At 50.3% G+C, this 15,228-nt stretch carries 11 protein-coding genes; all 11 read left to right on the top strand.

Going from position 1 to position 15,228, the window contains the following annotated elements; genetic code table 11:
• Window positions 1-70 precede the first annotated feature (70 nt).
• The 11 genes from MKY73_RS24710 to MKY73_RS24660 all read left to right on the top strand — a co-directional run bounded on the left by MKY73_RS24710 (window position 71) and on the right by MKY73_RS24660 (window position 15,116).
• Window positions 71-1,084: an iron ABC transporter permease gene (locus MKY73_RS24710; protein ID WP_339303858.1), complete on the top strand. Its 1,014-nt coding sequence runs from the start codon at window positions 71-73 to the stop codon at window positions 1,082-1,084.
• The gene (locus tag MKY73_RS24705) at window positions 1,081-2,124 is read left to right on the top strand and encodes an iron ABC transporter permease (RefSeq protein WP_339303857.1); all 1,044 of its coding nucleotides are present in this window, start codon (window positions 1,081-1,083) and stop codon (window positions 2,122-2,124) included. The genes MKY73_RS24710 and MKY73_RS24705 overlap by 4 nt, the downstream gene beginning before the upstream one ends.
• A gap of 13 nt (window positions 2,125-2,137) precedes the next feature.
• Window positions 2,138-2,959, top strand: coding sequence for an ABC transporter ATP-binding protein (locus tag MKY73_RS24700; RefSeq protein WP_339303856.1), 822 nt, complete (start codon window positions 2,138-2,140; stop codon window positions 2,957-2,959).
• A gap of 550 nt (window positions 2,960-3,509) precedes the next feature.
• Window positions 3,510-4,532: a hypothetical protein gene (locus MKY73_RS24695; RefSeq protein WP_339303855.1), complete on the top strand. Its 1,023-nt coding sequence runs from the start codon at window positions 3,510-3,512 to the stop codon at window positions 4,530-4,532.
• Between the two features lie 168 nt (window positions 4,533-4,700).
• Window positions 4,701-6,056, top strand: coding sequence for a diaminobutyrate--2-oxoglutarate transaminase (locus tag MKY73_RS24690; RefSeq protein WP_339303854.1), 1,356 nt, complete (start codon window positions 4,701-4,703; stop codon window positions 6,054-6,056).
• Window positions 6,050-7,483, top strand: coding sequence for an MFS transporter (locus MKY73_RS24685; RefSeq protein ID WP_339303853.1), 1,434 nt, complete (start codon window positions 6,050-6,052; stop codon window positions 7,481-7,483). Before MKY73_RS24690 ends, MKY73_RS24685 begins: the two co-directional genes overlap by 7 nt.
• A complete protein-coding gene (locus MKY73_RS24680) occupies window positions 7,461-9,248 on the top strand; it encodes an IucA/IucC family protein (RefSeq protein WP_339308747.1) in 1,788 nt (595 codons plus the stop codon). The genes MKY73_RS24685 and MKY73_RS24680 overlap by 23 nt, the downstream gene beginning before the upstream one ends.
• Window positions 9,223-11,058 (top strand): IucA/IucC family protein, encoded by a 1,836-nt coding sequence (locus tag MKY73_RS24675; protein ID WP_339303852.1) that lies wholly within the window; start codon window positions 9,223-9,225, stop codon window positions 11,056-11,058. Before MKY73_RS24680 ends, MKY73_RS24675 begins: the two co-directional genes overlap by 26 nt.
• Window positions 11,055-11,831, top strand: a complete 777-nt coding sequence (locus MKY73_RS24670) for an aldolase/citrate lyase family protein (protein ID WP_339303851.1) — start codon at window positions 11,055-11,057, stop codon at window positions 11,829-11,831. The genes MKY73_RS24675 and MKY73_RS24670 overlap by 4 nt, the downstream gene beginning before the upstream one ends.
• A complete protein-coding gene (locus tag MKY73_RS24665; RefSeq protein ID WP_339303850.1) occupies window positions 11,828-13,309 on the top strand; it encodes a type III PLP-dependent enzyme in 1,482 nt (493 codons plus the stop codon). Before MKY73_RS24670 ends, MKY73_RS24665 begins: the two co-directional genes overlap by 4 nt.
• Window positions 13,269-15,116 (top strand): IucA/IucC family protein, encoded by a 1,848-nt coding sequence (locus MKY73_RS24660; RefSeq protein ID WP_339303849.1) that lies wholly within the window; start codon window positions 13,269-13,271, stop codon window positions 15,114-15,116. The genes MKY73_RS24665 and MKY73_RS24660 overlap by 41 nt, the downstream gene beginning before the upstream one ends.
• Window positions 15,117-15,228 lie beyond the last annotated feature (112 nt).

Below are 15,228 nucleotides of genomic sequence, written 5' to 3'. Positions count from 1 at the left end.
CCAGGACATTCGTTAACGAAGTGTATGGGCAGGCAGGTCCTTTTCATTTTACAGATGAAAGAGTGAGAATATGTTTCCCCTATTTACAAAGGCAAGCGCCAAGATCTATGGATTGGCTGGTTTATTCATATTACTTCTACTTGCTTGCCTAGCCAGTATGATTCTGGGACGCACGCATATCACATTGCAGATGGCATGGGATGCGGTGCAATTCTATGACGATAGCTCGGTGGAACATGTGGTGCTCCTCACGGAGCGCTTGCCACGTACCATTATTGCCGCTGTCGTTGGTGCAAGTTTGGCTGTGGCAGGTGCACTGATGCAGGCATTGACACGTAATCCGCTTGCATCACCAAGTGTTTTCGGGATCAATGCAGGGGCAATCTTTTTTATTGTCATTGCCATCGTAGTATTGTCCGTATCCTCGCTGACCACCATGATGTGGTTTGGTTTTGCCGGAGCTGCGGTTGCCGCGGCGATTGTGTATGCCTTGGGTTCCCTTGGTCGGGATGGCCTGACTCCGATCAAAATTGTACTGGCGGGGACGGCAATCTCGGCATTGTTTGCCTCGTTCACACAGGCGATTCTCGTACTGGATGGAACCGGATTGCAGGATGTACTCTTCTGGCTTGCCGGTTCAGTTAGCGGGCGGACATTGGATATGTTATATCCTGTACTGCCCTACATGACAGCCGCAGCTATTGTATCTCTGTTTATGGGCAGAGCGATCAATCTACTGCTAACGGGTGACGATATCGCCAGAGGCATGGGACAGAATGTACTTCTGGTCAAGGTGCTCATGGGCGTTGTTACCGTATTGCTGGCGGGTGGTTCGGTTGCCGTAGCCGGTTCGATCGGTCTTGTCGGTCTGGTTGTCCCGCATATCATGCGTGCGTTTGTGGGCAATGATTACCGCTGGCTTGTTCCCTATTCAATTGTAGGGGGAGCGATTCTGCTGTTGTTTGCGGATGTTGTTGCAAGACTGGTGATCATGCCACAGGAAGTTCCACTCGGTGTCATGACTGCACTGATTGGCGGACCCTTCTTCGTGTACATAGCCCGCAAGGGGGTGACGAAGATATGAGGAAGATGTTGACTTTCCGCAACAAAAAAGACACCTTATCGATGCAAATGGAACGAAAATCCTTGGTTGTCATCAGTGTATGTATGCTCTTGTTTGTAGTTGCAGGAGTAGTCGGTACCAGTGTGGGCAGTGACTTTATTTCTCCGCTGGATGTACTTCGAACGATATTGGGTCTGAACGAAGGGGAACATGACTTCGTCGTGCTGACCCTGAGATTGCCACGAGTGTTATTGTCCCTGCTTGTGGGTGCAGCGCTCGGTATGTCAGGTGCGCTCCTGCAAGGTATTATCCGTAATCCATTGGCCTCACCGGATGTCATCGGTATCACTGGCGGAGCAGCTGTTGCGGCTGTAGGTTTTGTTACGTTGCTGGGGGGAGCGGTGAGCATTAAATTGTTACCGTTGTTCGCTATCGCTGGCGCAATTGTGACGGCATTGATCATCTACGTACTTGCCTGGAAAAAGGGCGTCAGTCCGATCCGCTTGGTGTTAATCGGAATTGGAGTGTCGGCCATTACCGGAGCTGGAACGACCTTTATGCTGATCCTGAGTCCGTTCTACACGGCAGGTCAAGCCTATATTTGGCTGACAGGAAGTGTGTACGGAGCATCGTGGACTGATGTCCGAACGATACTGCCGGTTATCGTGATTGTTGTACCGCTGGCGATCTGGCTCGCCCGCAGCCTGAATGCACAGGAGTTTGGAGATGATCTGGCGACAGGACTGGGGGTAACGGTACAGTGGTATCGTTCTGCATTGCTATTATGCAGTGTACTGCTTGCGGGAATCGCCGTGGCTGTGGCCGGAACCATTGGTTTTGTTGGCCTGATTGCTCCACATATTGCCCGGAAGCTGGTCGGTCGGATGTTTGGCAGTATGCTGATCGTGTCTGGACTGGTTGGTGCTCTGCTCGTATTTGCAGCAGATCTCATAGCTCGTACGGCCTTTCTACCGCTTGACGTTCCCGCAGGGGTATTTACCGCAGGCGTAGGCGCACCATTTTTCCTGTATTTGTTGTTCAAGAATCGAAATCAGTTTTGAGGAGGAGAGGGCTGTGAGTATTCTGGAAGCCAAGGAGCTTACGATCTCCTATGGAGCAGATCCCATTATTGAAAATTTGAACCTGACCATTCCCAAGGGACAGATCACCGTCCTGATTGGCAGCAACGGTTGTGGTAAATCTACGTTGCTGCGTACGATGGCCCGGTTGCTGAAATCCAGCTCCGGTTCCGTGCTGCTGGATGGTGAAGAGATTGCGAAGCTGCCGACCAAGGAGATTTCAAGACGCATGTCCATCCTGCCACAGGGTCCAACTGCCCCGGAAGGGCTGACGGTGAACCAACTGGTGAAGCAAGGACGTTATCCGCATCAGTCATGGTTGAAGCAGTGGTCACGAGAGGATGAGCGCATGGTCAAGCTGGCACTGGAGTCCACGCATCTGACTGAACTTGCGGATCGGCCTGTAGATGCCCTGTCCGGTGGACAACGTCAGCGTGCCTGGATTGCAATGACCCTCGCACAGGGTACGGAAACGCTGCTGCTGGATGAACCTACAACCTATCTGGATATGACTCATCAGATTGATATCCTCGATCTGTTGTTTGAGTTGAATGAACGGGAAGGACGCACGATTGTCATGGTACTTCATGATCTGAATCTGGCATGTCGGTATGCGCATCACATTGTGGCTGTTCACAACAAGTCCATCTACGCGGAAGGTAAACCCGAAGACATCATTACGCAGGAGATGGTCCGTAAGGTCTTCCAGATGGAGTGTGAGATTGCGGTTGATCCACTCTTTGGTACACCAACCTGCATCCCGCATGGAAGGGGAAGGAAACTGAATGGGGAGCAGCGTTACACTCAGTTGGCTTGATTGCTTCAATAAATGATTCGACGAATGATGATTCAAGCGATATCGCTATTCTTTTCAACCCTCTACATCAACTCCCTGCATGCAAAGCAGATCACAGAAAAAGGCAAGCTCTTGGTTTCATACAATCCAGAGCTTGCCACTTGTTGTACCTGTTCTTCGATGTAACAAAACCACACCTGCATAAATCTAGCCCAAAATCAATCTTATTTTTCCTTAAAAGTTTATTATTGACAACAAAGATCGAATTGCCATAAAATAGATTTTATATGATATTGATAATCATTATCAATATGTGATTACAAAAAAATTGATGAAGTATGAGCTATATAAGTTTAATTCAAATTTCACACGTTAACGGAGGGGGCAGAACAGATCTGAAGAAGCGTAGCGTGCGCCTTTATCACCGGATTTCCCCTTTGTAAAGGGGTTCAAAAAAATCCGGGGATAACAGCGATCGGAAGATGGTTCTAACCACGCAGTGATTTCGTGTGAAAACTCTATTCAACTTATAAAGGAGCGAGTACCTTCATTCGATCGAGGAGGATTTTCAGTGTTTCCGAAAGGGATTCATAATCTGCAAAACCGACTCATTATAAGCAAGGCGAGAGAAATGGGCATCACCTGTGAGCCTCTTCTTGAGGGATGTGAAGATTTTCTGAAGCTGGCAGTAGGGGACAAGCAGATCATCATTAACAAAACCAGATCTCATCGTCTGCCGTTAATCGCCGGATTGCTCGCGAAGAACAAGCAGGCATGTAATATGCTGCTACATGAACAGGGCATGCCTGTACCTTCCTTTATCGTGATCCCGGAGATGGGAAGTGAAGCAGTAGCTTTTCTGATTAGATACGGCTCCATTGTAGTGAAGCCGCTGGATGCGAGCAGTAGCATGGGCGTGACGCTGGATGTGCGTACCGAAGAGGAACTGGAGGCAGCCATTCATCTTGCGAGTGTGCACGGCAGCAGCATTATGTTGCAGCAATATGTGACCGGAATCGATTACAGAGTACTAATCATTAACGGTGAAGTGGCGGCTGTGAATGAGTATCGACCTGTCTATATCGAGGGGGATGGAACTTCAACCGTTCGCACATTAATTGAACAGTTGAATCAGGAACGAATGAAGATGACGTCCATTGGCGAGTATGAAGCGTTTCCCCAGGTGGATGCAGAAACGGAACGACTGCTGGAGGTATTACATGCACAAGGGACAAGTCTGGATGAAGTTCCTGCCGCTGGTGAAGAAATCGAGCTATATGATCTCCGTAACTCAGCCGCCGGAAAAATCAGTGAATTCTACAAGGATTGTACCGAAATCATTCATCCCGAGAATGCGCGACTGATCGTTCAGGCGGCCCAAACTCTTCAGATTGATGTAGCAGGGGTCGATGTTCGTTGTCGTGATATCCGCACGCCGCTCTCCAGAGAAGAAGGGGGCATTCTGGAAGTGAACGCCTTGCCAGATCTCACACACCACGTCTTTCCCCAAGGGGGGACAACTCGTGATGTGGTTCGGTTATACCTGGAATACTTGTGTCAGGAACAACTTGAATATAAGTCATATAACTTATAACAACGAATAAACGACGATATATAAAGGATATCAGATGACGGATACCCTTATTTATAATTCGGACCTTACCTGATTTTGAATCCATACCATGCCATATGCAAAATGCAGAAAAAAGAAATTACAGGCAGCAGTTAAGCCTGAATCGATGATAAGGAGCGTTAAAGGGCTATGTCAGTAGAAGTGCAGACGGAATATCTGAAGATGCAAAATGAGAAGGAATCCAATGCAAGATCGTACCCCAGACATTTCCCGCTTGTTATTAGCAAGGCCCATGGGGTGAAGGTTACCGATACGGATGGCCGCGTATTCTACGATTGCCTGGCTGGTGCAGGAACATTGGCGCTGGGGCATAACCATGACACGGTGATCAACGCCATTCGTGATGTCCTGGATCAGCAGATTCCGCTACATACACTGGATTTGGCAACGCCGCTGAAACTTTCCTATATGCAAGAACTGTTCTCCATTCTTCCATCAGAGATGCGAGATCAAGCCAAAATCCAGTTCTGCGGTCCAACGGGAGCGGATGCAGTAGAAGCAGCTATTAAGCTGGTCAAACATGCAACGGGTGGCAAATCGATTCTTGCCTTTCAGGGAGGTTATCACGGTTCGACCCAAGCAACCATGTCGATGAGTGGCAACCTGAGCAAGAAACAGCATCTGCAAAGCCTGCTGCCAGATGTACATTTCCTGCCGTTTCCTTATGAATACCGCTGCCCATTCGGTGTTGGTGAGGGCATGACGGCCCGGTTAAGTGCACAGTATATCGAGAACTTGCTAGATGATTGCGAGAGCGGTATTGCTGCACCGTGCGGAGTCATTGTGGAGACGGTGCAGGGCGAAGGCGGAGCGATTCCGGCAGACATTGAATGGCTGAAGGAGCTGCGCCGAATCACAGCAGAGCGAAGCATTCCACTCATTATCGACGAAGTGCAGACAGGCATCGGACGCACAGGCCGTATGTTTTCATTTGAACATGCCGGAATTGTACCCGATGTAATTATCTGCTCCAAAGCGGTTGGCGGAAGTCTGCCCATGTCTGTCGTCATCTATAAGGAAGAGCTGGACCAATGGCAGCCTGGTGCACACACAGGAACGTTCCGTGGCAATCAGCTGGCCATGGCTGCGGGACTGGCCACACTTCGTTATATCCGGGAACAGGATGTTCTACACAATGTACATCTGCGCAGTGAGCAGTTCATGAAGCAACTGAATGCATTGAAAGAGCGCTATGCCGAGATTGGTGACGTGCGAGGCAGAGGACTGATGATCGGCGTTGAGGTGGTTAATCCGGCAGGCCGCAAGGATCGTCTGGGACATTATCTGCCTAATGGTGCACTTGCTGAGTCTATTCAACGTGAATGTTTCAAGAATGGATTAATTGTGGAACTGGGCGGCCGTCATTCAGCGGTTGTTCGTTTTCTACCGCCGCTGAATATTACGGAGCAAGAATCGGGCGCGATTCTTGCGATCTTTGAAAAATCAGTAGCTGAAGCGATTGCCCTAGTAACGGCTGCATGCTGAAGCTATATCTGGTGAAGAGGCATGCCGTATTACTCGCGATTCTGCTCGGTGCTTTTTCGCTGGTGCTGACCAATAGTGCATTTAACCTGCTGCTGCCTTATTTTGTGCAATACTATCAGATCTCTACCACAGCAGGCGGATGGATCATCGCCCTCTACATGCTGGCCATGACGTTAACGATGCCGCTGGCTTCCCTGATCGTAGACCGACTGGGCCGGAAGCAGACGTATATGCTGGGCATCACCATCTATGGCGTGTTCTCAGTGGCAGGTGCACTGTTTTATCACTCGATTGAGGTACTGTTGCTTGTGCGTTTCATGCATGGGGTTGCCGCCGGGCTGATGATTCCGTTATCGCTCGTGTTGTTGTTTGATGTATATGGACCGGAGGTAAGGGGACGAATTACAGGGGCGTGGGGGTTGCTGCTTATGCTTGCTCCTGCGGCTGGGCCAACGCTGGGCGGCTTCATCATTCAGTATGGACGGCTTGAAATGCTGTTCTGGCTGAATGTGCCGCTGGCTGTATTTTCGTTCATCGGGTGCGGTCGAGTCATTCAGACTTATATTCCCGCCCGTAGGAAACGATGGCATCCAACCAGCATCATGCTGCTGATCTGTTCGGTAGGTGCCCTTAGTCTGGGTGTACAGTTGTATACGAGTCCTGTCGTAGCGGTATGGATACCTTGGCTGCTGATTGTGCTCGGTGTGGTGTTACTTATTCGTTTTGTCCAGACCGAGAACGGTCGTAATGAACCGCTGATTCGTTACCAGTTGCTGCGGCGTAATGCCGTCTTTCCACTGACTGTGCTGATCTCGACCATTCAGGATTGTGTCATGTTTGGCGTGATCTTTGCATTGCCACTATTGTTCCAGGATGTCTTCCACCTGTCACCAGCCATGTCCGGTGCACTGTTCATTCCCTTGTCCATCTGCACCAGTCTGTTCATGTGGATTGGCGGCAGCTTGCTGGATCGCGGTCGGTCAATACAATTTATCGCATGGGGGACTTTGCTGGTGTCGATATCGATCTTGTCATTTGCCGTTCTACCCATGGGAGCATCGATCTGGATTATAGGCATGCTCATGGCGTGCCGTGGAATTGGCGTTGGCCTGTCAGGCATGAGTATATCTGCGATTGGTCTGCAAGCATTACCAGACGAAGACATGCACGAAGGGTCGGTGTTATCGACCACGATTGAGCGGCTGGCATCTTCGTTTGCAGTGATGGGTATGACCCTGTACTACGATATGCGCTGGCAATGGCTTGCCCGGGCAGGAACGTCCATGGAGATGGCAAAATGGGGAGCGCTCAAAGAGATCTGCATCGGCCTTGGCTGCGCCATACTGCTTACACTTCCCCTGGTACTACTTATAACCCGAAAGAAGGTTGGCATCATTGTTCGAGATGGAAAACAAGCTCCGGTCTGAGGCAGAGCAGCAGGCTCATGAACATTCGTGCAAGCTTCTGCTGAACTGTTACATCCGTGAGCTTGCGTTAGAGAAGGCAAACGATATTCGAATCAATCCGAATACCCTGACGTACGCGGTTGCTTTTCCAGCCAGTGGGGTGACGGTGACTGGACAACTATCCTATTACTCTGCGATGGGAGAGCATGAATATCTCAGCATGGAATCTGGAGGAGAAGCAGTGCATGATCGCGACCTGGTTCGCTGGATCACATCTGAGCTAATTGGAGATGGGGAACCGAGAGCGAGTTCGGACCAACATGGAATGTTGAAGAGTATGGCGGAAATGAAGAGCTCACTTGAGGTGGAGAATGTACATCCATTGGGTGAGAATACGAATCGTGTCGAGGCAGCGTATGCCAGAGATTTTGCACAAAAGGTAGATAACAGTGTGGGCAACCTTACGTTGTATATCGAACAAGCAGCTGGTCTCGACATCCACGACTATCGCACATCGGAACAGTCACTGTTATATGGTCACCCGTTCCATCCATTTCCGAAGAACTCCAAAGGCTTCAGCGAGCAGGATGTTCAGAAGTACAGTCCGGAGCTGCGCACATCGTTTCAGCTCTGTTATATCGCGGTGAGACAGGACGTCTATGTGCAGGAATGGGTGGATGACGAGACGGCAATGGATTTGCATGATCTCCTGCGGAGCCATGTGGAGCCGATGTTAAAAGAAAAGAGTGAAATGTATGGGCTGCTGCCCGTCCATCCATGGCAATACACATACATATCACAGCTGACCGAGGTACAGTCTTATATTCGAGATGGAAAACTGATTCTGCTTGGCAGTGCTGGGCCAACCGTCTATCCAACTTCTTCGGTCCGTACAGTCTATATTCCCGCATGGAACTGCAATATCAAGCTTTCACTGAACATGCAGATCACGAACATGATTCGCACCAACAGTGCTGAGCAGATGCGCAGAACACTGGATGCCTCCAGATACGTCAGGCAGCAAGACTGTTTCGGTGCTGAACTGCACACCCATATTGCGTATGAGACAGGTGTAGCGACTTGTGCCTTTGAAGATGAAGAGTTAACAAGTCTGTTTACGATAGCTTATCGGCCCATTGAGTTCGACCCTGCGAATACGTATGTCTTATCCAGTCTGGTTGAGGCACCGCTTCCCGGGATGCGTTCCAGGTTGATGACGATGCTTGGTGGTGGACGTGACATTGCCGAGCGTTGGCTGGATCGATATCTGGAATGTTCTCTGCTGCCGATTGTACGAGCAGCGGGAGAGAAAGGCATTCATTTTGAAGCCCATTTGCAGAATACCCTTGTGACTTTGAAGGAGGGGTTGCCTGTCGATTTTATCGTCCGCGATCTGGAAGGGGTCAGTGTGGATGAGGAACTTATCCGTGAGCAGGATCGTGCAACGTCCGAATTGTTATTTTATTCGCGGGAGAAAGCCTGGGCGCGGACATCGTACTATTTTATCGTCAATCATCTGGGGTCTATGATTCATGCCCTGGCGCGAGATGTGAACGTTCCGGAGGAGCATTATTGGAAGCAGGTACGTGAGGTGCTTGAGGGTGAACTGGAACGAACGGGCAATGCATATGTGCAACATCTGCTGACGACGGATGCATTTCTGGCCAAACAAAACTTGGTGAGTTGTCTAAGAGGGATCAGCCAGACTCCGGTTTATGTGCCGGTGAACAATCCAATGAAACGAATAGGGAGTGAAGTGCGTGGGAGTCGTGGGATACAGGGCTGAAACAAGCGGCAGGACAGAAGCAGTCTACGTGAGTGTACAGGAACGGATCATGCGTCAGACATTGGAGGCGATGTGGTTCGAGGGCATTTTGGACAGCCAAGTCAGTGGGAGCGAGTGGCGAACCAGCGGCCTCACATCTTCTGGCGATTCTGTGGTGTACACGTGTGAAGCAGAGCGGAAGTTTTCATTTGGCCGGGTGAAGGTGAAGAAGGGTTCGATTCAAAGGGAAGGGGTTCACTGCACCGATCTGGATCTGTTTTTGGAGGAAATCGTGCTGAATTCATTGAAGGGTGCGAATGTGACGGCTTTTATTCAGGAGCTGCTCGAAACGATGGCAAAAGACAGCCAGTGCCGGGCGATTTTGCCTTTGAACATTCCGCTAGAAGATCGGCATTATGATGCGCTCGAAAGTCACATGACCGACGGTCATCTGTATCACCCGAGTTATAAGTCGCGGTTGGGGTTTTCTCTGAAAGACAATCTGGCGTATGGGCCTGAGTTTAACTCTGAAGTTGCGTTAGTCTGGGTGGCTGTGAAAAAAGAACTTGCTCAGACCGCTGTATCCGCGGGCTATAGCTCTGAAGAATTGGTAAGGCAGCATCTGACTGCGGAGGACATGCAGCGATTTCAAGAGGTTCTGGAGGGTGATGGGCAGACAGGTTCTGACGCGAATGATCGATATGTGTTCCTTCCGGTTCATCCATGGCAGTGGGAGCATCAGTTGGAATCGGTATATGCCCGTCAATTGATGGATGGAGATATTGTGTATCTTGATTCATCGTCTTCGCCCTATCGTGCACAGCAGTCGATCCGTTCGCTGTCGAACCGGATGAATCCGGAAGCCCCTTACATCAAACTGGCCCTTAGCATCACCAACACGTCGAGCACGCGAATTCTGGCACAGCATACGACCCAGAACGCACCATTAATCAGCGATTGGCTGGATGAACTGGTTCGTCAAGATGAGCTGTTGCAGCAAGCGCAGTTTGGCATTTTAAAAGAAATCATGGGACTGTCATTCCGTTATGAGCAGTTGCCTGCAACACAATATGGACGGGCCTACGGCACACTTGGAGCCATCTGGCGGGAGAATGTATCCGTTCATCTGAGGCAAGGCGAGACGGCATGGCCGCTAAATGCGCTGATGTTGTTACAGCCGGATGGTGTTCCATTTATCCAGGATGCTGTAGAACGACATGGCGTGGAGAATTGGAGCGAGGCCCTTGTTCGCACGGTTACACTGCCGATCATCCATCTGCTCTACGCTCATGGAATTGCGCTGGAGTCTCATGCTCAGAATATCATTTTGGTACTGGAAGATGATCTGCCGAAACGAATCATAATCAAGGATCTGCATGATGGTGTTCGCTACGTACCGGATCAACTGTTACACCCGCAACAGGCACCGAAGCTGAACCCCGAGCCGGAAACTCATCGCAAGTTCAATCGATATTCCTTCATCTATGCGGGAGATGTGTCGGAAGTCCGTGACTATACGTATGACGCATTCTTCTTTATCTGCATGACGGATATTGCGTTGGCCTTTGAGAAGTTTGGATTGTCAGAGCAGTCATTCTGGCAGCTGTGCGCAGGTGTAATTGTGGATTATCAGAAGCAGCATCCAGAATACGAGGAGCGGTTCGTTGCCTTTGACCTTTTTGCCGAAGATGCACTGATCGAAGAGATGACCAAGCGCCGTCTGTATGGGGATGGGGAGTTGTATTTCCGTAAGGCGAGCAATCCGCTCAAGGTATCGAAGGATGCACTGGAATCACAGGGAATGCCCGAATTAAAGGGAATCGTCGAATGAGAATTAATACGCTGAAGGAAAAGATTGCACGGAAACAGCCGGTGTATGGCCTTTTTGTATCCATACCACATCCAATTATCATTGAGATGATTGGACATGCAGAATATGACTTTGTCATCATTGATCTGGAACATGCCACAACATCGATGGAATCGGTAGAAGAGTTAATTCGGGCGGCGGAACTGGTCGGCCTAACTCCGCTGGTACGTATCTCGAAGGTGGAGCGAGCGGAGATTCTTAAAGTGCTGGACTGTGGCGCACAGGGCATCGTTATTCCGCATGTTGAGCAGCTGGAGCAGGTGGAAGAAGCGGTTCGATACGCCTACTATCATCCGGTCGGAATGCGGAGTCTGAATAGTGGTCGTCCTGGTGTATTCGGGAAATATCCGCTCACGGGATACATCGGGGAAGCGAACGAACAAGTGATGATTGTCCCCATGATTGAAAGTGCAGAGGGCGTTCGGCAAAGTGCACGGATTCTGTCTCATCCTCAGGTGAGTTTTGTATTGGAAGGTGCGGCGGATCTGTCGCAATCCCTCGGCGTGCCATGGCAGACCGAGCACCCGGATGTGAGACAGGCGCTGGATGAATTGCATACTACCGCGCAGCAGTGCGAAGTACCTTATGCTACGGTCACGAGAGGCGTGGACGAAATGGCGCTCTGGGCTGAGCGGGGAGTACATATATACGTGCTGGGTGATGATCGGAATACGGCTTTCCGGGCATATATCCAAAAACGGAATGACTACAGGAATGCGGGTGGGCAGATATGAAACCAAGTGTATGGCAGGCGATCGATGAACTTCAACGAGGGATGGAAGACCCGGTATGTGCGTATATCTATGATCTGGCTGGCATTCAGGAACAGGTACGTCAGATGCTGGGCAGCATGCCTGGAAACACACAGTTGTTCTACGCGATCAAGGCGAATCCTGATCCACGCATCATTGAGGCGTTGCTTCCATTGGTAAAGGGCTTTGAAGTGGCTTCCATTGGAGAGTTGCTCAAAGTTAGAGCTGTAAGTCGAGAGGTTCCAATTCTGTTTGGAGGTCCGGGTAAAAAGGAGAGCGAGCTGCGACTGGCCATTGAGCATGGCGTGAGTTACATCCATGTGGAGAGTCTGCTGGAGCTGCGGCGCATCATTGTGATTGCGAAAGAGCGAGCGAAGGAGCATAAGCATGATCAGGTGCAGGGAATCAAGCAGAAGCAAGGATCGGAGCAGCAATCGAAGCTGAGGTACACGCAAGTGTACGGCGAGGAACTGAGGCAGAAGATGGACTGTGAGCACCAACAGGAATTGGAGCAGACGTACGAAGGCAAGCACATGCGAGGGCGGGAGCAGGTACTGGAGGACAAGCATGAGCACCACCATGAGCATGACCACGGTCAAGCTCATGAGGTTCGCATTCTTCTAAGGATCAATCTGCGAAGTAGTATGTTACCCCGAACGAAGATCGTTATGGGCGGGGGGCCGAGTCCTTTTGGAATTGATGAAGAGGCAGTGGAAGAAGCCATCGAACTTATTCGTGTGGAAGGCGCGGGTGTGATTCGGTTGAGCGGGTTCCATTTTCACTCTTTGTCCAACAATATGGACGCCAGGCTGCACGCCGAGATGATTGAGCTGTATTTGCAAAAGGTAGAGCAGTGGCAGCACCAGTATGGTCTTCCTGTGGAAGTGGTGAATGCAGGAGGAGGATTCGGTGTGACGTATGATGGAAGTCCGGGATTTGACTGGCCCTTATTCACTTCCCTGCTGGAGCAAAGTGAAGCCAGACAACGCCTTGCTTCACGTGGAGGCGAGTTGTATTTTGAATCGGGCCGACTATTGGTGGCAGACCACGGGTATTACGTAGCAGAAGTTACGGATATCAAAACTTCTCATGGTGAGTATTTTGCCGTGTTGAGGGGAGGTACGCACCATAATCGTCTGCCTGCTTCATGGGGACATAACCATCCATTTCAGATTATGGCGACCGATCGCTGGAAGCATTCATTTGTCCGGCCAGAGGTGAGGGGGCGTCGAGTCCATATCGTAGGTGAGCTGTGTACACCCAAGGATCGCATGCATTCTGATGCGGAGGTAGCACTGCTGCGGGTGGGAGACATTGTTTTGTTTGAAAAGTCCGGGGCTTATTGCTGGACCATCTCGCATCATGATTTTCTGGGGCATCCGCACCCGGCATTCCATTATCTAACGGAGGACAATAATCATGTCAACACTGATGAAGCGTTCCAGTCTGCAAGCCGCTGAACGCCGGATTATGGCGGATCTGATGAATTCATTTTTGGCCGAGCAATTACTCCCACTGGAGGATCACCCATTCATTGATTTTGCCGCAGCACCTGCACCGTTCAGAAGATTGTATAAGGAATATGACGGCGAGGTGCAGAGACAGAATAGTGATTCTTACATTAGATTGCATACGCATGGTGTATTGTGTCTGATCGAAACAGGAGTAAGACAGGCGATTCAATGGGTTCAGGGTTCACCGATCTACGAAGAGAAAGCAGAGGGAAGCTGGGTTCTCCTAGATTCTCCGGCAGAGGTTGGACGTGCGGTGTTGCAGCGGGCTGTGTCAGATGAAGAATATAGGCAACCCGGAGTGGCGGAATTCCTGACTAGTCTGAATATTGCTGTAGAGCAGTATGCTTTGAGCTGGGAACAAGTCCAGTACCTGTCCGCCAACGTTCCGGTGTCTGCTTATGAGTGGTTTATCAAAGGTGAGCGTGTTGCTGCATTGCGGGATCGTCCGTTCCACCCATCGTCCAAAGCCAAGGTGGGATTCAACGCAGAAGATGCAACACAGTATGCAGCGGAATTCGGAAAGGCGATTCCGCTGCGCTGGGTGGCTATACGGCTGGATGCCGTGCAGCAAGGTTGCGAAGATGGGTTGTCCATTTTGGACGTCTTAGACGATGTTCAGCGTGAAGTGGTGGAAGCTGAGTTTGCCCGAAAAGGGATCACGCTCTACGAATATCTGCCGATGCCTGTTCATCCGTGGCAATTGCAGCATGTGATTCTGCCTCGCTTCACTGGAGAGATTGAAGAGGGCAGCATTGTTGTATTGGATATAGAAGCGGGCGACGTACAGGCCACATCCTCTCTGCGCTCGATGGCTCCGTCAACCGAATCTAATCTGATGCTCAAGCTGCCCGTTAGTGTGCTGTCGCTGGGGGCTGCTCGTTATCTTCCAGTAGTTAAGCTGTTGAATGGTCTTGCTGGAGAACAGATGTTAAGACAGGCCGTTACTTGTGACGAGACGTTGAAGGATAAGGTATATATGTGCGAAGAGCAGAATTGGTGGGGGTTCATGCCCGAATCCATGGGACTGTTCGATGATCATCCCCGGCATCTGGCTGCACAGATTCGTGTGTATCCCTCTGAGTTATTGGGTGAAGATTACAAAGTAATCCCAATGGCCGCACTGGGTGTGAATCTGGATGGACATCATCTATTAACGGAGATTCTTGGAGATGATCTGAGCAGCGCAGATGTTCTCGACTTTTATACTAACGTAGCGACTACGTTCTATGATATCGTAATGCGTTTGTTCAAGGTGGGTGTTGTACCTGAGATTCATGGTCAGAACTGCTGTCTGGTCTTAAAGGATAATCAGGTAAAGGGTCTCTTGTTCCGCGACCATGATTCTGTACGTCTGCATCAGCCTTATCTGGACAAGCATGGCATTGCAGACCCTGCCTATCATATTCGCCCGGGATACTCGAACAGCCTGTATAACGAGACGATCCAGAAGTTGATCTTCTATGTGCAGTCTTTGGGGACGCAGGTGAATCTGGCTGCGATCATGGAGGCACTGAGCGAGGTGTATCACATCCCGGAAACGAAGTTCTGGGAGATCACGGAGCAGGCCTGGAAGGAAGCGCTGACTCATGTGCAGCTTCCCGAAGGTGACCGGGCCGTGCTCGCTCATGCGATATTTGAGAGCAAGGCGTGGCCCGTGAAGTTAGTTGTCCGTCCGCTGCTTGAAGCGGATGGGGTGCCTGGCGCGATGCCATCGGGCAAAGGCATAGGGTGGAACCCTTTTTACAAGGGATAGGTATGGAACAGCGAAGGTGACCCGGTTGACGGGTTGCCTTTTTGGCTTGTTGTCATTGGGAGTTGAAATGCTTGGAGGGGATTAAATCGTTCAACAATCTGGCTAAAAAATC

Source organism: Paenibacillus sp. FSL R5-0519, assembly GCF_037974275.1.
Classification (GTDB): domain Bacteria; phylum Bacillota; class Bacilli; order Paenibacillales; family Paenibacillaceae; genus Paenibacillus.
The sequence above is the reverse complement of the archived record's forward strand: the minus strand, read 5'-3'. Positions and strand labels throughout refer to the sequence as shown.

Excerpts from the sequence above, each read along its gene's own strand:
- MKY73_RS24710 (WP_339303858.1), top strand. The coding sequence starts at position 71 with ATGTTTCCCCTATTTACAAAGGCAAGCGCCAAGATCTATGGATTGGCT.
- MKY73_RS24705 (WP_339303857.1), top strand. The coding sequence starts at position 1,081 with ATGAGGAAGATGTTGACTTTCCGCAACAAAAAAGACACCTTATCGATG.
- MKY73_RS24690 (WP_339303854.1), top strand. The coding sequence starts at position 4,701 with ATGTCAGTAGAAGTGCAGACGGAATATCTGAAGATGCAAAATGAGAAG.
- MKY73_RS24685 (WP_339303853.1), top strand. The coding sequence starts at position 6,050 with ATGCTGAAGCTATATCTGGTGAAGAGGCATGCCGTATTACTCGCGATT.
- MKY73_RS24680 (WP_339308747.1), top strand. The coding sequence starts at position 7,461 with ATGGAAAACAAGCTCCGGTCTGAGGCAGAGCAGCAGGCTCATGAACAT.
- MKY73_RS24670 (WP_339303851.1), top strand. The coding sequence starts at position 11,055 with ATGAGAATTAATACGCTGAAGGAAAAGATTGCACGGAAACAGCCGGTG.
- MKY73_RS24665 (WP_339303850.1), top strand. The coding sequence starts at position 11,828 with ATGAAACCAAGTGTATGGCAGGCGATCGATGAACTTCAACGAGGGATG.
- MKY73_RS24660 (WP_339303849.1), top strand. The coding sequence starts at position 13,269 with ATGTCAACACTGATGAAGCGTTCCAGTCTGCAAGCCGCTGAACGCCGG.